Here is a 21259-nt window from a genome sequence, read left to right on the forward strand (position 1 = left end):
GGCCTGCAGCAGGCGCAGCCATGCGGGCCAGGCGCCTACGGCGGCGAGCGCATGCGCGGGCATCGCCGCGCAGTTGGCTGCGCCACACGCTGCTGCGCCCTCGCCTCGCAGCAGCGCCTCAGCTGCACGCGCCGCTTCCGGCACGGCTGCCTGCATGTGCGGCGCCGCCGTGCGCACGGGCATGCCCCGCTGCTTGTGGCCCAGCGCCCATAGCGCCAGCGTGGCCTCTGGCCCGTGCTGCGCATGCGTTGCCCACAGCCGCAACGCCGCGCTGGCAGCTGCACACTCGCCCAGCTGCGCAAGTGCCAGCCCAGTAGCAAGCGGCTGCGCGCGCAGTGCCGGGCCCAGCGCGGCCGCATGGCGCAACAGCCATTCCGGCCGATGCGCAGCCAGCGCGGCCGCGACCAATGCTTGCCACGCCGCCAGCGGCAAGCTCACCCTATCGGCTGCGCGGGCAATGGCCTGCGGCCGCTCCGTGGCTGCGCCGAGCAGCAGCAGACGCTGCCATGCCGCCCCATGATTCGGCTGCATACCCAGCGCTGCCGTATAGGCCTCTTCCGCTTCTGTCCAGCGGCCAGCATGTTCATGTGCCATTCCCTCCAATGTCAGGCTGCGGTAGCTTCCGGCGCCAGACACCGAGGTATACCGTCCTGCTGACGGCACAGCACTTTTCGCCTTCCTCAACCAGCCCAGTGCCATATCTGCCCGCCCCTGATCCAATTCCAGCACAGCCGCAAGCTCCAACAGATCCGGGAAATCACCATACAACGATGCCCAAGTCTCCACCACAGAGAGTGCTCGTTCAGGCCGCCCCAACTCTCTCCAAGCGTAAGCTGTTTTCAGCATCACATCCGAATGATATCCACATGCTGGATCAAGTCTTGCCAGCAGTGGTAACAACAATCGGAGTGCTTCGTTATATTTCCCTTGCTGAAACCACTCCGTAGCTAGCGCATAGAGCAGTTCCGGCTGATCCGGTGTCTGCTGCAAGGCCAGTCGAATCAGGCTCATGTTACGCACATCTTTTCGCTTAGCGGTAATGACTGCATCCAAATAACCATAATGCACAACCTCTATATCCGACTGACGAATGCCTTGCGGCATCAGAGCAAGAATGGAAGAAGCAGCTTCCTCATGGATTCGTCCACGAAAGCCAATCCTGGGGTCATTCCGAAATAGACGGCATACCTCATCCGTTACACGCTCTTCTCCTGAGTCTCCCAGCAGACTCGTTACTTTAATCCAGTAACCCCAGATCTCTTCACTCCCTGCTTCCAACCAATCCATGAACTCCGACTTTGTTCGTAACGTATGCATCCACATTTCATCGGCATCCAGTACCAAAATCCACGAATAACTTGCTGCGGCAAGCGAAAGATTACGCGCCTGGCTAAAATCCCCACTCCACTCTATACCAATGACCGTTGCATCATGCCGCCGGGCAATCGTGGGCGAATCATCTGTCGAGCCTGTATCCACGATAATGATCTCATCTACCATTTCACTTACAGAGCACAGACAACGATCCAAAAACGCACGTTCATCCTTCACGATCATGCATAAGCTGATGCCGTTCTTCACCCGATGCCCCTCCCCGCAAGGCCTCTCCCCAACCTTAAAACCAGCCCCGTTTCCCAAACTTTTCTCTTTCTTTCAATTGTTTTTATGCATTTCATTTTACATTTCTTTGTACGCTCAACTTCCATAGCTTTCCTTACCCTCTGTATCCCTACTTGCTTCTTTCCTTCTGCTACCGTCTTCCGTCCTTATCCTAGCCCTCAAACCCGTCTGCCCCCGGCAACTCCAGCCGAATACGCTGAATGACAGGCCAGTACGAATGACGCTGCCTTTTCCCAGGTTCCATCTGTTCCCGATCAGACACAAGCTGCGCCAGATGACAATCGGCTGCACGAACTAGCCCTTTCACAAGCCAGCTCGTTCCGGCGGGCGTATCCGAAGCTCCTGAAAAGGGTTCACGAAACCATCCTCCTTTGGCATCTGTTATCTCTCTTTCAACTTGTTCTCCTTGACTATTCTCCTGCTCCAACCTTCTTTCAGTTGTACTATCCACTTCAACCAGCAGCTGTCGCCCCCGGTGAATCAATCCATGGAGATCTTGCCATCTTCCGGACTGAACACACCCTTCCAGCATCAGCCCGAGTGCTTGCCAACCGTCGTACAGCCCTCCATAATCTGAGGCCGTCGTACCCTCAAGTCTAGCTTCATTCCTGATTACACCTCTATCTCTCGCCTCAGCTACGGCCTTCCACCTTCCGGCCAACCCAGGCTCTGCATCAGATGTAATCTCCCTGCCCTCGCCTGTATGTGAGCCTTTTTTCAGCCAAAGGGTGACTTCATCCTGTCCGCTCGTCTCCTGTTCCTCTTTCCCATCCAGCCATTGCAAACGTTCGAGCCAACGGGCAGCCATAGGTGCGAGCGACCCCTTTTTCCGCTTCACGGTTTCGAGTTTCAAACGCGCTGTACTCCAGTCCCCTCGCTGCACATGCAAAATAGCCTCAGCTACAGAACGTTTCTCACGTTGCTCGCCGGAAGAGCCAGACGGCATCTGTTCAAGCAGTTCAAGCGCTGCATCGTAACAATGACACTGCTCCAGAATGCCTAGCACCTTCGTCAAAGCTTCCTCTGAATGCATGGAAAAACGCGACTTAACCACCGATGAAATCTGGCGCTCCTGCCCTGATACGCGCATCATTCGAAATATGCGATAGAGTGGCGGTAGCAGGCTCGATTTCGCACGCACGGCTTCCACATAGGCATCCACAGCTCCCTCAAGATCGGCCTTCCCTTCCAGCAGACGACCCAACGTGTACCATGTCTGGTATGTGCCCATCCCTTCTTCTGTGTGGAAAATCGCTGGCGGCGGCCCCTGCCGAATAGCTTCACGAAGCGATTTCTCTGCAGCTTCCGGGTCCCCCAAAGCATCCGCGCAAATCGCACGATGGTGTATCAGATCTGTGTATTCTGGAAACAGTTCCAGCGCCGCATCGACAAGCCCCAACGCCTCCTGCCAGCGCTGCAAATGCTCCAGACAGCGGACTTCGTATTTCAACAGCAAATGAGCATAACTGGTCACTGCGGGATCAATCATCTTCCGGGCTTTACCGAATGAATCCAGTGCTTGCTCCGCTTCACCCACACGTAAATACTCCACGCCCAGATTATAGTGATGAAAAGGCTGCTCCGGCTCTTCCACCACCGCCTGTTGCAGCAAACGCAAGTTGCGATTCACCTTGTCCTTGCGTTCCACAACCACCGTCTGATACCCGTAATGGTGAATCACCATGTCCGTGATATGAAATGCAGCCTCCGGATTCCGCTCACAAATTGCCGCCGCAATCTGCTCATGGATGCGACCTTTGAACCGATGCTCAGGAGCATTGCGAAACAGACGCAGCACCGGATTAACCGTCGCACCCTGCTGACCCGAACCCGTATAGTTATGAATGTTCAAAAACAATCCGTCGCATCCGCTGACTGCCGTCCAGCTTCTGATCTGCTCCCGAGCTGTTGCTTCCAGCGCTTCGTCCGCATCGAGGAAGAGAATCCAGTCGCCGGAAGCCCGCTCCAGGCCAGCATTTCGTGCTGCGGCAAAATCATCGCACCACGTAAAGTCAACCACCATCGCACCATGTTCCTGTGCAATGGCTTTGCTGCGGTCTGACGATCCGGTATCCACCACAATGATTTCATCCACCGCACCGCGTACACTTTCAAGACAACTCGGCAGCATTTCTTCTTCATCCTTCACGATCATGCACAGGGAGATTCGCTGCGTCTGACTCTGCTGTCTCTGATGCCGATGTGCCTGCATAGTGATTCCTCCTTTCCTTTGCATGATACACCGTTCGCCAAGGTATACCGTCCGCTGTTCGCAGCTGCTGCTCCAAAACGATCTGTTGAGCTGCAAGCACTGATGCTTCCGGGGAACGTTTCTGCTCCTGAACAATCAAATCAAGGGCGAGCTGTAAGTAACAGACCGCTGCCCCAGCACGGGCCTGACTGAATTCCGGCTCACGTTCTAGTGCCTGTTCGAAGAGCGAAAGTGCCTGCTCCAAGTGCCCTTTCGCATATAGCGTCTCGCCCAGCCAGAAAAGCCCCTCCGCATCGAGTTCCCCTTCTGTCATACACTGAATCAGCATCTCGGCAGCCATCATTGTATATCCATGCCGATACAGTAGACCCGCGTAGCTTCGCCGAATCGCCATTTCTGTCCTGTCACGCTCTGACATGATGCGAGCCAGACGTTCATAGAGCTGCTTTGCGATGACCAGTTGGCCGCTCTGAATCGCACGGGTCACCATTTGTTTCGCAGCCCATTGTGCATGTTCACTCCACTGCAAAAGCTGCCCATCCGGCACCTCCTGTACAGGAGTAAAGGCAGCTACACTTGGCGTATGCCCTATTAACAAACGGTCTGCCACCTTCCACATATCCCTTTCAGCTGCGGGTGATTTAGCGAGAAAAGAGGAAGACAACCGCCTTCCGCTAGCCCAGCAAGCCAGCGCCCAGTCACTCCGTTCTTCTACTCGAGGGCTTGGATAGGGATCATCTTGAGCCCCTGTCACGCTAATGGAAGAGCTACAGGTCCGCTCGCGACGTTCCCTGTCTCGCTCTCCCCAACAGTCCTCAGCGAGATGCCATGCATCTGTGACTTGGCCTGCACACAGCAGCCAGTGAAGTTGATCACCTGCCGGGATATGAACATTGGATGTCTCACCGCGGAGTAAATGCAGTGCATGCTTATACGCTCCACATCCAGCAAGGGCATAGATTATTTGCATTTGCATTTGTATTTTTAGTTGCATCCGTCCTGGCCCTGTCTTCTTTTCTAAAGAGGGGCACAACTGGTTCATTTTATCGGCACAATCTGTTCCAAGTGTCTCATTGAATTGATTAGCCAGATGAAGCAGCCGATCTGTTATCTGTTCATCTGAAATGGCCTGTTGTTGCAACACATCCGCCAGCCCCATCCAAGCAGTTCTATAGGTGGGCAGATGCTCCAATGCAAGCTCATATAGTCGGACCGCTTCTTGCTCAAATCCTCGTTTCTGGGCAAGACGTGCCATCGATGTATATGCCCGATAACTACCTGAGCCCGCTTCTGTTACGTAAGGCTCAGTTATTGCTTTACCGCCGCTAGCCCGTACTTGATCATCCTGTCTAGAGCCACAGGTACTCGCCCGTGCGTAGGCACGATATGCTCGCTCTTCCAAGCCTTGCCGTTCAAGGATTTCACCATAGATTAGATGTAAATCGGCGTACGCAGGGTAGTGGTGACATTCTGCGGTGAGCAGCATGTGTGCTTCTTCGTATCGCTCCAGTGCTGCCAGTACTTTGGCCAAATCTTTCACCAAGGTAGCCCGATATGGAGCCTGCAATTCGGATAATTTCAGCGATCCCCCGAACGCTTCCGCTGCCTGTTCCAGATCACCTAGCTGGCAGCGTGTGACGCCAAGATTGTACAGGTGAAAAGGCTGTGCTGGATGATCCGCCAATTCTCGTTCAATCAGGCGCAAATTGCGCTTGGGTTTATCACCTTTAGCGATCATCGTTGCGAGATAACCATCATGTCCCAGACGCAAAGGAGCAATCGGCTCTACTTCTTCATCAGCATTTATATCTATATATACATCTGCTAACTCCTTTGCCGTACTTGCTTGTGGCGAATCCCATTCTGCATATGTTTCTCTCGTGGATTGATTCGGTGTAATATCACTGCTCTGCCCGGTAGTAACCTGACAGATCAACTGCTCATGAATTCGTCCTGTATACCTGTAACCGTGATGAGCCCGGAACAGCCGTACCGGATGGGACAGGATCTTGTCCTCCGGCCCTTCGCCGTACTGATTTTCGATCGTTATGCGCAATCCGGTAATGCTCTTATGGACACCTGGCAGAACAGTCATCAATTCTTCCAGACCTTCAATGACATACTCGTCAGCATCCAGACAGAGGATCCATTCTGTGGTTGCCAAGGGCAGGCTAATATTCCGTGCTTTTGCAAAATCATCTTCCCATCTAGCGTGCAGCACTGTCGCACCATATGTTCTGGCGATCTCAGGCGTCTGGTCGGACGAGCCTGTATCTGTAATGAACCATTCCAAGCCTGCTTGCTTGAAGCTATCGAGACAGCGGGGCAGGTACTGCTCTTCATTTTGCACAATCATATGAATACCGAGTAATCGGTTCTGCATCCGCAGTGACCTCCAATACAAAAAATACATGAAGCCCACTAAAGTGAACTCCATGTACCTATATGACAGCAGAGCAGGTTATGTGCCTTGTCCATTGAAGAACACGTCAATCGTGCTTGGTGCACCGAGCAAGCTTGAGCGATAAGAAAGACGTGTGTATTTCAGGAAACGTTGCGGTACCAGAACATCTACAGAACCGGATAGAATCCCTGTTACCGTAGTCACATCGGTGTACCAGTTGGTTCCGTTCGCACTGATCTCCACTTGGGCATCCACCCTGTTCACACCTGGTCCCCTGTTATACACGAAAAAGGAGTATGTGCCGAATACACTCGTTGTCACAGCAGGTAGCGCTGTGAATGTGTTAGCAGTCGGTGTGCCGACAAGTTGGTTCTCCTGAAAACTTTTTTGCGAGATGGAGGTTACGCTGCTTAGTGTACCGGCCGTAATCGTGGCACCAAGCACGCTGGTAATGGTCCCGTTCAACAAGTTGGTTAACGTTCCGGCTGTGATGGTAGCACCGAGAACACTTGTGAGGGTACCATTCAGCAAGTTCGTCAATGTGCCAGCCGTCACAGTGGCACCGAGTACGCTGGTGATCGTTCCGTTTAACAAGTTTGTCAGGGTTCCCGCCGTCAAGGTAGCACCAAGCACACCGGTAATCGTTCCGGCTGTAATCGTTGCTCCAAGCACACTCGTAATTGTACCTGCTGTGATCGTTGCGCCGAGGACATTTGTGATTGTACCTGCTGTGATCGTTGCGCCGAGGACATTTGTGATTGTTCCGTTCAACAGGTTCGTTAGTGTACCCGCGGTAATAGTCGCGCCAAGTACGCTGGTGAGCGTACCATTTAAGAGGTTCGTCAGGGTCCCTGCCGTCAACGTTGCGCCGAGTACACTGGTAATGGTTCCGGCTGTAATCGTAGCGCCGAGAACGTTCGTGATGGTACCATTCAGCAAGTTGGTCAACGTGCCGGCTGTTATTGTTGCCCCGAGGACGCTATTAATCGTTCCCGCGGTAATCGTTGCCCCGAGCACACTCGTAATTGTACCGTTCAACAGATTGGTCAGCGTTCCAGCCGTGACCGTTGCCCCGAGTACGCTCGTGATCGTACCGTTTAGCAAGTTGGTCAACGTTCCAGCTGTTACTGTCGCTCCCAGCACACTTGTGATTGTTCCAGCTGTAATCGTGGCACCAAGGACGTTCGTGATGGTACCGTTCAAAATGTTGGTGATTGTACCCGCGTTAATGGTAACCGTGGTCAGACCTGAAATGTTACTGATCGTCCCGTCTAGAATGATACCTACCACATTCCCGCTTGTATCTGTTCTGACGGGCTGAGCCGTACCTGTACTATCCTGACCAAAAATCAGTGTTCTCAAGTTATCCGGATTCGTATTGAACGTTGTAAAGTTAGGCATGAGCCTCGTCCTCCTCCCTGGACAATCTGGGTAATTAAACTACCTTACGAGCATACGCTGTGCCTGAAAATATACATCTAGCCGAGTAGGCTGAGCCGGATCTACAGGCAGGAGCACAAGCCGGGTATAGTGTAGAAATCGCAAGGGAACCAGCGCCTTTGTCTGTCCCCCCTCAATGACTTCCTGACTATCCACTGCATAATCTAGGGCATTCGGACTAACCTGAACTTGAACGATCGCTGGATGTTTTCCACGATTCACCACGCCATAGCTGTACATGCTCAGAGATGAGGTGTCCTGCGGCGGGAGGGCATGTTCACCACGACCTGTCTCTGCTCCAGTGTAGGTATGCTCTGTAAAACAGTGAGTAGCACCAGGGAGTTTCGTGCGTGAGAAAGCACCCTGTTTGAACCTAGGACGGGTAATCCGGGAACAAGGGGGCTTCAGCAGTTTGGCGCGGCGAGAACAACGGGATGGGCGGCGGCTGACATATTTAGTTTTTGGTTTCATTGTCTGCTTGGCTGAGGGTTTCGTTCTCTTCCTGCTTCGCTTGGCTGTTCGACTCATCTCGATTTCCCCTTAAAAAATGTGCTTACGCATCGTATGCCCGGAAGGGAAATACGGGCACGGCATCCGCCGTTATTTGGGAATTCGGATGTAATCCCCAAACGCTTTCTCTTCCTTTTACATATCATGCTAGTAATGAGGACAGGCGAAATAACGCAGGCTATAGGCTTTTTTCCATCTATTCCATGGTTCAGAGGAGGTCAAGCGGGATGACCAATACGAATGTGTTCAACCAGTCCAACGGCCCTTTATTCACACAGCTGACCAACACATTTGCGGCCCCGGGAATCGGAGCAGCCCCAGACACGGGTGCGGCTGCGGCAGGCAGTTTTTTCGCCCTGACCACGAACAATACATTGATCCCTTCCAACCAAAATCTACTTCTGCAAATTTTGAATGCAGCAGGTAGCGGCAGAACGATACGCATTGCGAGCCTCTCAGGGGGAACAACAGCAGCAGCTACACTTGTAGTCTATTCCGGCGGAACCGTGACTATCGGCAGCACACCCGTGCCTGTAAATACACTGCTGGGCAATGCCAATACCAGCGTCGTAACAACAAGGCAGAATACAGGCACACTTGGCGGAACCTTCACAAGCCTGCTCAGTATCCCGCTCACCGCAGGCTTATATGCTTTGGATTTGAATGGCTCCATTGTTGTTCCCCCAGGACAATCGTTATCCATTAGTTTGGGCACTGGTAATCAGACCGGAGCAATAAACCTGTTTTGGTGGGAATTCTAACCAGATTTTAGATCAAAGGTGGTGCACAACGTGCCAAATAATAATGTGTTTAATCCATTAAATCGCCCCGTCTATACGTCGAATACAAACACATATATCTTGCCCGGTATTGTTGCCCCACCCGAGAATAGTGCGGGCAGCACAGGTAACCTGTACAATGCAGGTTCCACTAACTCCACCACACTGGGGTTGCTTGGAGGGAGCGTAACGGCCACTTTGCAACTCGCCAATCCAACTGGAAGCGGCAGAACATTGTATGTTTCCCGTTTGTCTGGTGGAATTACTGTTGCGCTCAATCTGCTGTCTTCGTTCAGCGGCACGTTGACCCTAACTGCAAACGGTACACTCTCATCGCCAAGTACACTTACAGCCGTAAACAGTAATCTGTCCAGCAGTAACACAAGTGTTGCTCTTGTTCGATTTTCTACAGCAGCCCCATCCGGTGCTACCGCTATCATGTCCATGCCTCTGCAAGTTGGCCCATTCCAATCAAATGAGTTTGGCAGATACGTCATTCCTCCCGGTCAGGCCATAAATCTTTCCGTCACCGGATCACTCTCCGTTGCCGGTTTATTAGCCTCCACAACGTATTTCACTTGGTGGGAAGTGTGAATATCTGCATCCATATCTGATAGGTAAAGATCAAAAATAGCCACGTTCGGATAAGGACCGAATGCGGCTATTTCGTATGTTAGGATATGGAACGATCCAAAAAGGACTTAACACAACACGGTGTCCATCTTTTGAGCTGTATCCCCGTTTGAAGAACTCCCGCGATGCAAACAAGCAATTTAGGAGACGCCTTGCTGTGCAGATCCCACCTTTTCACTCGAAGTGGATCTTCTGTTAAGCGACCACAACATACGCTGGAACAGGATGCCTGTCAGACCAATGGCTAGCGTAGCCAGACCGATCATCTGAAAAGTCGGACTCGGTCCCGCCGAGCGGATGATCGCACCGCCAGCCAGCGGGGCAGCGACCAGCACAACGCTGTATAACGAGTTTTGAATGCCAAATACACGTCCTACATAGTCAGGAGAGGTCTCTTTTTGCAGTAAATAATTCATCGTGACCATAAACAGTCCATTCCCCAGACCTGTACACAGGCCCAACATGATAATCCATGCTGTCGACGTATCCGGACCAACCCAGCCGAGTCCTGCAATTCCGGCGCCAATGAGGAAATATCCGCCGCCTAGACCCCATCCGTACCCTATTCTTGGCAATCGATTTAATAGCATAATGATCACAACAGCTCCCGCCCCAACCGACGAAGCGAGCCAGCCGAGCATGGATTCATTACCTGGCTTAATTTCCCGAAACAGGGTCGTGAATTGATATTCGACCATCAGAATAGACATGAGGCCAAGACAGCCAAACACGATGGTATTCCTGACTGTGTGGGTGTGGCGTAAATACTTCCAGCCCTTTTGCCACTGCTTGAAGAAAGTCTCGGGTTCCTTCTGATTCTCTTCGTTATGCTCATCGGTTACTACAGCTTCTTTCTTCTCTACCAAACGTCGCAAAGGCCATAATACAGCGCCAGATAACAGCCGAGCACTCGCATTGATCAGAATGCAGATTTGTGGAGAGAAAAAGGCTAATACAACTGCACCCAGAAGGGGGCCTGCTATCTTGGCACACTGATTCACAAACCCGTTCAGTGACGAGGCTTGGAACAACTGCTCCTCTGCCACGATCTGTCGTGTCAATGCCTGCTGGGCAGGAACGTGAAACACACTCATCATCGCACGCAGAGCCAGAAGTGGCAGCAGCCATGCCGGGCTTGGTGCGAATAAAATGCCCACCGTTAGCGCAATGGTAATGCCATCACAGAGAATCATAATTCTCACTTTATGCAGTCGATCAGCGAGAGCACCAGCTACCGACCCAAACAAGATACCTGGTACAGCCATACAGACAGGGATCAGTGCGATAATCAACGGATCGGCTCCCCATCGGTAAGCCACCATGATTTGAATAGCGAGCGCATCGAACCAATCGCCAAAGGTGGCAAGTGCGTAAGCCATAAACAGACGCACAAACTTAAGATTAGTCCAGAGGCTTTTTGAGGTTTTTGCAGCAGATTCACCAGATAAATTACCTGCTTTAGACGAATCGGATGTGTCGTTTCTTGATGAGTTAGCTGTCATACATGTACTTCCTCCCTTGATTACAGCGGTTTTGCGAACATGATGTCCTTGGCTGTAATCTTAGGGGAGTTATGTCAGAGGAAGATCAGAGGATAAGGAATTAGCGGATAAAAAGTGACGGATCGTCTTCACGATCTGCTGCCCGTATACGGGCACGCCATAGGATTTACTGATTTCTGTATAAATCTGTTGGTATTTATTGCGGAGTCTCCCTTCAACTCGGTGATGATCCATGAACAGGAGAATTTGATACGCTGAATTAAGATAAAGCGGTGCATGGAGTGACATTTTCAATACTTCCAGACCGTCATCCATTCGCAGTTCAGCTTCTCGCACCCGTCCCTGCCGCAGTAGCCATAAGCCCTCCATCACCTGGAAACGGCCGATCTCCCGCAGATAAGGAGCGTCTTTTAATTGCGTGCGCAGAACGGCCATCTGTTCCTCAACGGCCTCACCGCTCCCGCCCCATAGTTCAACAGACAATGCGGCAATACTGACGGGTAACTTGAAATAGATTAACTGATTTGCTTCCATCACCCGATATGTTTCTTCCAACTGCTTCTTGGCTTCCTGATACTGACCTGTCTCGGCATAGATATCGATGATATTAAGAATTCTCAATTCCTGGCGGTGCTCGGCAGGCAAAACAGATGAATGAATCGCTTGTTTGTACAACATCAGACTTTCCGTAGGTTCAACGAGAGCATGGACATAAATCAGTAGCCAATACAGACGCTCCTCCATAGGAAACTCCGCTGTGTTCATTAGCCAATCCAGATCTCCCTGTATAAAATGTAGGTACAACTGATAATACGGTTCTATTCGTACGCCGAGTGCCTCTTGTTGACGAACCAGCATCTGGATTGAATTCCCCTGGCCGAACAGATGATATTTCCGAAGCAGTCCATGCACAACTTCCTGCATCTCGGGATCATGGATAGACGGATTCGGGGGCAACACGGCTCTATTCTCCCGTAAAGCAAGCCGATATCCATAACCACGAACCGTATCCAGACTGACTTCATCCCAGAGCTTCAACTTCTTACGGAGACGATAGATGTGATCATCTACGGTGCGCTCCACCGGATATTCTAGCGGCCATACCCGATCCAGCAGTTGACTGCGTGTGAAGGCCTTATCTTTGTTTTCGTACAGAAAATGCAAAAGCGCAAACTCCTTCGCCAGCAAGCGAATCGAATCCATTTGCTGAGATACCGTATAGGTTCCCTCATCAAATTGAAGAGACATTTTCGTTCCTCCCTTGTGTGCTCTCATATATGTCATACACAGATCAGCAATCTGCTTTATCTTTTTTTCTAAGATATCTATGTATCTCTCAAGTATTTTTCAATCCTCACTCTTCAACATACCATAAAAAAAGCCCCTTGCGATAACGCAAAGGGCTCTGTTTCTCAACGATAGTTGTGGATCTGACTTCACATGATTCAACCCTTTTGGGGGAAGAATGTGAATTGCATTTTCAGAAAGAATCCCTGCACTCTGGTGCTTATCCCAGTACCACGCGGTCATCCGCCATCTTCTTGCCGCTAATCCGCTCGAATTCACCGAGCAGTTCGGGCACCGTGAGCGTGCGCTTACGCTCTTCACTGACATCGAGAATGATTCTTCCCTTATCCATCATAATCAGACGGTTGCCAAGACGGATGGCCTGCTCCATATTGTGCGTTACCATCAGTGTGGTGAGTCTCATCTCGCGGACAAGTGTCTCCGTCAGTTCTGTAATCAGTTCGGCACGGGATGGATCAAGTGCTGCCGTGTGTTCATCCAGTAGCAAAATCTGCGGCTGGGTGAAGGTTGCCATCAGCAAGCTAAGCGCCTGACGCTCGCCACCAGACAAGAGGCCCACCTTGGCATTCGGGCGTTTCTCCAGTCCAATGCCCAGCTTCTCCAGCTGCGCGTTGAAGATTTCACGTCTCGCGCGTGTCACCCCAAAGCCAAGCCCGCGTCCTTTGCCGCGTTTGTATGCCATCGCCATGTTCTCTTCGATCGACATATGTGGCGCGGTTCCAGCCATCGGGTCTTGAAAGACACGTCCGATCCAGCTACTGCGTTTATGCTCTGGCAGATTCTTGATCGAACGATCGTTGATGAGCACATCGCCCATATCCGGTTTCATGACACCCGAAATAATATTCATCAAGGTCGATTTCCCTGCGCCATTACTGCCAATGACCGTGACGAAATCGCCCGGATTCATCGTTAGATTTACACCAACCAGGGCAGTTTTCTCATCCGTTGTGCCCGGATTAAACAGTTTGGTGACTTGTTTAATTTGCAGCATGTTACATGCCCCCCTTCGCCTGTTGGCCGCCGGATTGCATCAGTTCTTCGGTTCGTTTGCGAGCAAGACTACGCTGTTTTATCGAACGCTGTATCGTTGGGAATACGAGTGCAATAATAACGATCACAGCCGTGATCAGCTTCAGATCGGACGTTTCGAACCAATCTACCTGCAAGGCGAGTGCCACCACAATCCGATAGATAATGGAACCAACGACAGCTGCCAGTGTCGCCCAGAATACCGTTCTGGCACCCAGGATTGCTTCGCCAATAATGACGGAGGCCAGACCAATGACGATCATGCCAATGCCCATGGTAATATCAGCAAACCCGGATTGCTGGGCAATAAACGCACCAGACAAGGCTACCAATCCATTGGACAGACTGACACCAATAATGGTCGTTACATCCGTATTCGCACCAAAGCTGCGAATCATGCGTTTGTTATCCCCTGTAGCGCGAAGCGCGAGTCCGATATCTGTTTTCATGAACAGATCGAGCATGATTTTAAATACTAGCACAACGATGATAATCAGGATCATGACATGTTCACCCGAAAACGGCGTTTCCACGCCCATAATCGATTTGTTCGGTGCGCCAAGAATACGCATGTTGATCGAATACAGAGCAATCATCATCAAAATACCGGATAACAGTCCGTTAATTTTGCCTTTGGTGTGCAAGAGACCCGTGAGAGCTCCAGCCACCATACCGCCAGCCATAGCTGCCAAACAGGCCAGCCAAGGGGAGTAATCATTGGAGATCATGACCGCCGCTATCGCGCCTCCTGTAGTAAAACTTCCGTCTACGGTAAGATCGGGAAAATCCAGAATACGGAACGTAATATAAACACCCAGTGCCATCAGCGCATATAACAGCCCCAGCTCAATTGCCCCTTCAATGGAATTCCAACTTATACTCACACTGCTTCCTCCTTGTCTATCTCTATCCGAAAAGAATGAGGCGAACCCGCATACACGTTTCGCCTCGCATCCGTCTGCCGAAGTGTTGTCACACTGTCAGCTTCTTAATAAATTAATTATTTGGCCTTGGTTCATTATTTGATAATGTTGTTTGCCTGATCTTTCACTTCCGCCTTCATCTCATCCGTTACTGTAATGCCTTGAGCTTCAGCCGCTTTCAGGTTCAGGATCAGATCCAGCTTGTCGGGCACGGTCACTTTCATGTCGCCTGGTTTTGTTCCATTTTTCAGGATGTCCGCAGCCATCTCCCCCACTTGGTAGCCGTGGTCATAATATTTAAACCCTACTGTTGCAAAAGCACCCTTTTCTACCGTATCCCGATCACTGGAGAAGAACGGAATTTTGTTGCTGTTTGCCGTCTGGATAATCGTATCCACAGCACTCACAACAGAGTTATCGAGTGTAATGTAGAACGCATCGACTTTGCCTACCAGCGAGTCGGTTGCTTGTTTAACTTCCGATGTATTGGTCACTGGTGCTTTAACCAGCTTGATGTTATGTGTTGCCAAAGCCTTCTCGGCATTGTTAGCCATAACAACTGCATTCGGCTCACCTTCATTAATAACCAATCCCACCGTCTTCACATTCGGCAGGTTTTTAGCGATAAAATCAGCCAATTGCACAATCGCCTCTGGATTCGTATCCGATGCACCAGTTACATTTCCGCCCGGTTTGTCCATATCACTCACGAGCTTCGCACCCAGTGGGTCCGTCACAGCTGCAAACAAGAGTGGCTTGTCCTTTACTTGTTGCGCGAGAGCCAATGCAGATGGAGTCGCAATCCCGAGCACGAGGTCGTTTTTGGAATCACCCGCGATTTTTTGTGCAATGGACAGGTTATTCGTGGAATCACCCTGCGCATTGTTATAATCGATCTTAAGGTTTTTGTTCTCTTCAATGCCTGCATCCTTCAGGGCAGCGATGAATCCTTCACGTGTAGCATCCAGCGATGGATGTTCAACAATCTGGGAGATCGCAATCTGATATGATTTTTCGGCGCTGCCTCCGCCTGTTGTACTGTCTGATCCTTGGGACTCTGAGCCTGAACCACTGTTATTTCCGCAACCTGCCGCTACGATCATCGAAGCAACCATCATTAGTGACATCCAAAACTTCTTTTTCATCTGTAAGAACCCCTCTCAAAATGGTTAAAATGTGATCTTCCCATTGCACTCTATCTCGTATCCCCTTGGGTACAATAGAGCGGGACAAAACAAACGCTTCAACGCATTGTTGCTTTGATCGACAAAAGCAGACATTTCTAGACTTTTGGCATGCGACTGAAAGTCCATGCTGTGATGCTCTTTTATTGTTTTCCTAATATTAAAGTGCATCCCGGCTTCCGTCAATGGTTGAACCGCTTCCATTTTCGTATAATTCAAATACATGATAGAAAACTTTACACAAAACAAAAAAAAGACAACCCACAAATGGTGCGGGTTGTCTCATTTTTCATATCTACTTTAATCCATAAGCCGTGATCTAACACTTTATATCCATCTACAATTTAAACTTCTCAATCTGAGACCGCAGTTTCTCCGACATGTTGGCGAGTTCTGCCGATGAGGAAGCCACTTCCTCCATGGAGGCCATTTGCTGTTGCGCGGCAGCGGAGACATTTTCGGTCTCTGCTGCAGTCTCGCTAGCTGAATCAGCAATGAGGCGAATAGAGCCCACCAGGCTTCCCGTTCCTGAGACAATCTCCTCTGCCGCTGCCGTCACACTACGGATGCTGTCAGCGACCTGTTCCACAGATGAGCGAATATTCGTGAACAGCTCACTTGCAACCTCGCCCGCCTGTTTCCCCTGAGTGGCCTGCACAACAGTCTGCTCAGAAGCACGAAGTGTACGCTCGATCTCCACCTGAATGCGCCCAATAAATCCAGCAATCTGCTCTGCAGATGCAATCGACTGTCCAGCAAGATTACGAACTTCATCGGCCACGACGGCAAATCCTCGACCAGCCTCACCAGAACGTGATGCTTCAATTGCCGCATTCAGGGAAAGGATATTCGTTTGCCGAGCAATGTTGCTGATTACACCTACAACCTCACCAATAGAGGTGGACAAGCTGCTGAGGTTCTGAATCGTACCGGACAGCTCACGAATGCCGTACTCCATTTCATCCATTTTCCTACCCAGATTATGCATCGCTTCAGATCCGTCCGTTGCGAGTACATTAGCCTCCGAAGCAACGGTAGATACATGAGAGCTATGTTCTGCAACGCCATTAATTTGCATGGCAATATTCTCTGCTACATTGCTACCATCTTGTACACTTGATGTTTGACGTTCCGAACCCTCGGCAACCACCATAATGGCCTCCGTAATGCTCTGTGATGCATTGGAACCTTGCTCAGCACCTACGGCGAGCTGTTTGGCAGAATCGGTTAATTGTCCGGATAGATCCGTAACACTCGTCATTAATTGATGCAATTGCTCACTGGATCTATTAAATGAATGCAGGGCTGCACTAATATCCGTTTTCCCTTTTACAGGAATGCGATACGTCAGATCACCTTGGGCCAGTAGATCAATTCCGTGTGTGAGTTGACGAATGGGCTTCACAATTTTTGTCGCGATTAAAATACTAAGTAACAACGCTGCCGCAACGATGATGATTCCTACTGTAAGTATAAGTACGAGCAGATCATTAACTGGTTTTGAAAATTCACTCTCATCCATGTATGTAACCACAACCCAATTTAGTTCGGTTTGAGTCATGTAGCCCAGTCTTTTAACACCATCTGTTTCAAAATCAAACGCAAGATAATTACCCTTTACTGCTTCAGCAAATGCTTCATTTATATGGGTGTTGCCCATATCTGTAATATTACTATTCATAATCTTCGTCTCATCCGGAGAATAGATAAACATCCCACTCGCTGTTGTCAACACCGCTTGTCCCGTGTTGCCGTGCTTAAATGCACTTACACCTTCAACCAGTTCATTAATCTGATAACCAGCAGTATAGAAACCAACCGGCTGACCATCTTTCATAATCGGCGACCCAATGGCAACACCAAGTTTATTATCCACAACAGAAATCAATGGTTCAGAGACATACGGACGACCCGCTTCAATTTCTTTCAAATAAGGCCGCTTCGATAAGTCATATTCCTTACCTGTCGCGTCCATCGCAAACTGTCCTGTTACATCCGGTGAATACAGAACCGTAGTAAACTCAGGATGTTGCTCTTTTAAACTGGAGAGAAATTGCATCTGTTGCTCTTTATTGTCTCCAATTGACGCACCTTGCTCGGCAATCATTCTAACGATGGTTTGTTGCTCTTTCATTTTGATATCCATTTCTTTGGCCAGCAATTTCGTATCCAATACGAGCTGCTTCGTTGAATAGCTTTTAACCTGATTAGATGTAGGAACATAGAAGGTAACCGAAAGGACCGCAACACAGACAATCACGATGATCAGTGAAGACAACATGATTTGTCCTGCCGTTTGTCGTAAAGAACAAAATGTGAGTATTGAACGAAGAAAACCTGATTTTTTTTGAGCCATGACCTATCCCCTTTTTTTTAGAAACTATAATTTTTATATTATGTATATCGGTATAATCACAGGAGTTTTTAATCCGTAAAATACGGCTTCTAAAAAATATCCGAAAAAAACAACTTCGTATAACAAGCAATTTTCATTCGTATATGTTCATAATGAAATATCATGTGTGTATTCATTCTAGCCTGCATAAACGTATCTAAATCATGTACAACCGATTTTTCAGATAAAAAAAGACTGCTTCGACGTTCGAAACAATCTTACAGATGACCCGCGCTATAATGACTTCCCCGATACCTCACGAATCTGGTACGTGCATTTCTTGCCGCCATCGGCGTAACATTCGGTGCGCTCGACGTCCGCTTGCAATAAGGAACGAAATAGCTCCAGCTCACAACGGCAAGCCTGCTTGTACACACTCGCAACTTGTACGATCGGGCAGTTCAGCTCAGTGATGACATACGTACCATCTTCTTCTATAGATGCATCGGCCATATACCCGTTGGCATTCTGAATCCGTGCCAGTTCCTCGACACGTCCAGCGAGGTCATGCCCCTCCATCTGCGGCAAGCCACTGCGAAGCAACTTGTCACGGCGACCTTCAAAAAGGGCATCCACAACCCCGCTGCCTGCCGTATCAGACAGTTCATCAAGCAGTTCCAGCGTAAGAGCAGAGTAGGACTTCGGGAAATAACTGTCTCCGCGATCCGTCAGATGATATACCGAGGAGGGACGGCCTGCTGTTGCACGAGCCTCACGCACCTCGATCCAGCCTTCCTGCTCCAGAGCTGTCAGATGTCGGCGAATGGCCATTCCGGTCAGTCCCAGTTCCGCCGTGATATCGCGGGCCGTCATCGTTCCTTGCTGCTTCAGCATGAACAGAATTCGTTCACGCGTTGTACGTTCTTCTTCACGCTTCATGTTCAGCACCTGCTCTCCTGCTTATGCCTTAACGGGCGCTGCCTCCCGGCAAGCATCCGAGCAAAAGCGGTTATGCGTCTCTTCGCAATCCTCACAGCAGACATGCTGCAGGTTGCAGGTCGGACAATTAATATATCGGTCATGTGTCGTACCACAGTGATAACAGCTAGCGATGACAATATCCTCATCGGTACGGTTGATGGGTACGGAAATCCGCTCGTCAAATACGTAACATTTGCCATCAAACAGACGCCCTTGCACCTCAGGATCTTTACCGTAGGTCACAATTCCGCCTTCCAGTTGGGCAACATCCTGGAAACCTTCCTTGATCATAAACCCGGTCAGCTTCTCACAGCGGATACCGCCCGTGCAGTACGTAATGATCGTCTTGTCTTTCACATCACCAAGATTCTCTCGAATCCACTCCGGGAATTCACGGAACGATTCGACGTCCGGGCGGATAGCCCCGCGGAAATGGCCGATCTCATACTCATAATCATTACGTCCATCAATGACGATAACGTCATCCCGTTGCAAATGCTCGTGGAATTCCTTCGGTGAGAGACGTTTACCACTGATCTCATTCGGATCCAATTCATCCTCTACACGGAATGTCACCAGCTCTGCTTTGTGACGCACAAAGATTTTTTTGAACGCATGCTCTTCCACATCATCAATCTTAAACACCATATCCTTGAACAGCGGGTTGGCATGCATGTCCTTCATATATTGCTCCGTCTGCTCCGGCGTTCCAGATACCGTACCGTTGATGCCTTCGGAAGCAATGAGAATACGGCCTTTCACCCCTAGGTCTTTACAGTATTGCAGATGCTCCTGCGTAAACGTCTCGGGGTCTTCAATCTTCACGAACTTATAATATAAAAGCACGCGATACGCGCTGTTACACATGTATATCACCTGTTCCTCATCCATGTTGTTGGCCGGTTCCTCCGGCGAGCCACCTACATTGCGCCTGACTTGCAAAAAAAGAAAAGAAACAGCCGCCCGAAACATCGTCTCGAACTGCTGTCTACCATTCGACTTTATATTCCTGCATACTAGTTTATCGGAAGCGGAAGGACTTAGTCAATATAAATGTATAGTAAGGCATGAAAGATATGGAACGCTCCTTCCATGCTGCCACTATCCTTTGATTGGGCAACTATTCCGAAATCGTAATGATCGAGGTCACAAAGTGGTACTTCTCATTTTCCATCACCGATTGAGATAGCAAAATTTTGTTCCCCTGCGGGCTCCAAGCTAACGAATCAGCTACATTGTCCATCTCTGCGGAGATCTGGAATTGCTCTGCCGATTCCGTGTTGGAAACAAACAATCCTTTTTCGTTATCCTTATCGGAATTAATCGTGTACGCAATCTTGGAGTCGTCACCCGACCAGCTTGTGCCAAAAATCTGCGTGCCTCTGGCGAGTGTGGCCTTCTCATTGCCTTCCAGATCGGTGAGCACCAGCGCCCGTTTAGTATCTGCTGTTCTTTTTACAATCGCAAGCCTTGTTCCGTCGTTCGAAGGGATGACCCATTCCACGCTCTTGAGCACCTGTTTGACTTCGCCCGTTTTCACATCATAGGTGTTCAGTTGACCGTCTTCTCCGGTAATGTAATAGATCATGTTGCCCGACACCTTGATACTGCGCACATTAAAGTTACCTGTCTCTACCAATACTTTAGTGGTGCCGTCCAGTGCAGCCGAGATCAGATCTCCTTTCATATTGGAAAAAACGACATGTTCATTATCCAGCCAGGCACCTTCCTGAACAAATCCATCTTCTTTACCCGCAGCAACCGCTTCTCCGCTCTTCAGGTTCAGAATGAAAGGCCAGCCTGTCGCTTCCTCTGTCTGCCAGTAGAACAGATGCTGTCCATCCGGCGATACCTGCGGTGCTCCCAGGCTAACCTCGCTCTCTTTGAGCGGTGTATCTGTGCCTTTCGTCAGATCATACATGTACAGGTTATGCGGATACCGTTCCTCTCCCTCTACACTAACGGGTTTCATGGACGTGTTTTCTTTATCTGTCACGATCGAGCTCTCGCTCAACCAAGCGATTCCACGCATATTAGGCAGTTTATCTATTTTCTCAAGTTTGAAATTCTGGTAAACGGACGTGTTCATGTTATCTTTGACCGTAATGTCTGTGCCTGTTTTTGCACCTTGTGTATTGCCAGACGGCTCTGTGGTGCTTCCACAGGCAACTGTGGTCATTAACGCAGCTGCCCCCAGTGCTCCAAACGTGAATTTCATCCATTTCATCATGTTGTGATCCCCCTCGGTTACTTATGCTATACACTCATCATAAAGCTCGCATACTTCCAAAGTTATTCAGACTTGTTTCCAACTTGTAAACTTGTATCTATATAAATTGAACTAAAAATTATTCACATGAATACTCCGATGACAGAATAACCTTCCAATCACTCTT

General features: G+C 49.8%; 16 protein-coding genes. 2 read left to right on the forward strand and 14 right to left on the reverse strand.

The window, feature by feature from the left end; genetic code table 11:
• The 5 genes from AB4Z30_RS07320 to AB4Z30_RS07340 all read right to left on the reverse strand — a co-directional run.
• The coding region (locus tag AB4Z30_RS07320; protein ID WP_441924803.1) for a glycosyltransferase at nucleotides 1–1581 on the reverse strand (1581 nt) is incomplete at its 3' end.
• Between the two features lie 190 nt (nucleotides 1582–1771).
• On the reverse strand, nucleotides 1772–3832 hold the full coding sequence (locus AB4Z30_RS07325; protein ID WP_441924805.1) for a tetratricopeptide repeat-containing glycosyltransferase family 2 protein: 2061 nt from the start codon (nucleotides 3830–3832) through the stop codon (nucleotides 1772–1774).
• The gene (locus AB4Z30_RS07330; RefSeq protein ID WP_441924807.1) at nucleotides 3759–6215 is read right to left on the reverse strand and encodes a glycosyltransferase; all 2457 of its coding nucleotides are present in this window, start codon (nucleotides 6213–6215) and stop codon (nucleotides 3759–3761) included. The genes AB4Z30_RS07325 and AB4Z30_RS07330 overlap by 74 nt, the downstream gene beginning before the upstream one ends.
• A 78-nt stretch (nucleotides 6216–6293) precedes the next feature.
• Entirely contained in the window at nucleotides 6294–7637 is a 1344-nt protein-coding gene (locus AB4Z30_RS07335; protein WP_441924809.1) for a DUF6385 domain-containing protein, read from the reverse strand.
• A 39-nt stretch (nucleotides 7638–7676) separates the two neighbouring features.
• Nucleotides 7677–8204, reverse strand: a complete 528-nt coding sequence (locus tag AB4Z30_RS07340) for a DUF6385 domain-containing protein (RefSeq protein WP_441924811.1) — start codon at nucleotides 8202–8204, stop codon at nucleotides 7677–7679.
• A gap of 209 nt (nucleotides 8205–8413) precedes the next feature.
• Here AB4Z30_RS07340 and AB4Z30_RS07345 point away from each other — a divergent pair, with 209 nt between their 5' ends.
• Both AB4Z30_RS07345 and AB4Z30_RS07350 read left to right on the forward strand, forming a co-directional pair.
• Entirely contained in the window at nucleotides 8414–8947 is a 534-nt protein-coding gene (locus tag AB4Z30_RS07345; RefSeq protein WP_441924813.1) for a hypothetical protein, read from the forward strand.
• A 30-nt stretch (nucleotides 8948–8977) separates the two neighbouring features.
• On the forward strand, nucleotides 8978–9559 hold the full coding sequence (locus AB4Z30_RS07350) for a hypothetical protein (protein WP_441924815.1): 582 nt from the start codon (nucleotides 8978–8980) through the stop codon (nucleotides 9557–9559).
• A gap of 179 nt (nucleotides 9560–9738) precedes the next feature.
• Here the strand turns inward: AB4Z30_RS07350 and AB4Z30_RS07355 are convergent, their stop codons facing one another.
• The 9 genes from AB4Z30_RS07355 to AB4Z30_RS07395 all read right to left on the reverse strand — a co-directional run bounded on the left by AB4Z30_RS07355 (nucleotide 9739) and on the right by AB4Z30_RS07395 (nucleotide 21093).
• A complete protein-coding gene (locus AB4Z30_RS07355; RefSeq protein WP_441924817.1) occupies nucleotides 9739–11100 on the reverse strand; it encodes an MFS transporter in 1362 nt (453 codons plus the stop codon).
• A 69-nt stretch (nucleotides 11101–11169) separates the two neighbouring features.
• Nucleotides 11170–12348 carry a winged helix-turn-helix domain-containing protein gene (locus AB4Z30_RS07360; RefSeq protein ID WP_441924819.1) on the reverse strand — a complete coding sequence of 393 codons (1179 nt, stop codon included), beginning with the start codon at nucleotides 12346–12348 and terminating at the stop codon, nucleotides 11170–11172.
• A 259-nt stretch (nucleotides 12349–12607) separates the two neighbouring features.
• Nucleotides 12608–13402 (reverse strand): ABC transporter ATP-binding protein, encoded by a 795-nt coding sequence (locus AB4Z30_RS07365; protein WP_441924821.1) that lies wholly within the window; start codon nucleotides 13400–13402, stop codon nucleotides 12608–12610.
• A 1-nt stretch (nucleotide 13403) separates the two neighbouring features.
• Nucleotides 13404–14264, reverse strand: coding sequence for an ABC transporter permease (locus AB4Z30_RS07370; protein WP_441925341.1), 861 nt, complete (start codon nucleotides 14262–14264; stop codon nucleotides 13404–13406).
• A 194-nt stretch (nucleotides 14265–14458) separates the two neighbouring features.
• Nucleotides 14459–15508, reverse strand: coding sequence for an ABC transporter substrate-binding protein (locus AB4Z30_RS07375; RefSeq protein WP_441924823.1), 1050 nt, complete (start codon nucleotides 15506–15508; stop codon nucleotides 14459–14461).
• A 376-nt stretch (nucleotides 15509–15884) separates the two neighbouring features.
• Entirely contained in the window at nucleotides 15885–17828 is a 1944-nt protein-coding gene (locus tag AB4Z30_RS07380) for a methyl-accepting chemotaxis protein (RefSeq protein WP_441924825.1), read from the reverse strand.
• 348 nt (nucleotides 17829–18176) lie between these two features.
• On the reverse strand, nucleotides 18177–18821 hold the full coding sequence (locus tag AB4Z30_RS07385) for a helix-turn-helix transcriptional regulator (protein WP_441924827.1): 645 nt from the start codon (nucleotides 18819–18821) through the stop codon (nucleotides 18177–18179).
• Nucleotides 18822–18842: 21 nt separating this feature from the next.
• Complete coding sequence (trhO, locus tag AB4Z30_RS07390; RefSeq protein ID WP_441925344.1) at nucleotides 18843–19730, reverse strand: oxygen-dependent tRNA uridine(34) hydroxylase TrhO; 888 nt, start codon at nucleotides 19728–19730, stop codon at nucleotides 18843–18845.
• A 253-nt stretch (nucleotides 19731–19983) separates the two neighbouring features.
• The gene (locus AB4Z30_RS07395) at nucleotides 19984–21093 is read right to left on the reverse strand and encodes a TolB family protein (RefSeq protein WP_441924829.1); all 1110 of its coding nucleotides are present in this window, start codon (nucleotides 21091–21093) and stop codon (nucleotides 19984–19986) included.
• Nucleotides 21094–21259: the final 166 nt, after the last annotated feature.

It is taken from the genome of Paenibacillus sp. 2TAF8 (assembly GCF_052114825.1).
In the GTDB taxonomy this organism is placed as follows: Bacteria; Bacillota; Bacilli; order Paenibacillales; family Paenibacillaceae; genus Paenibacillus.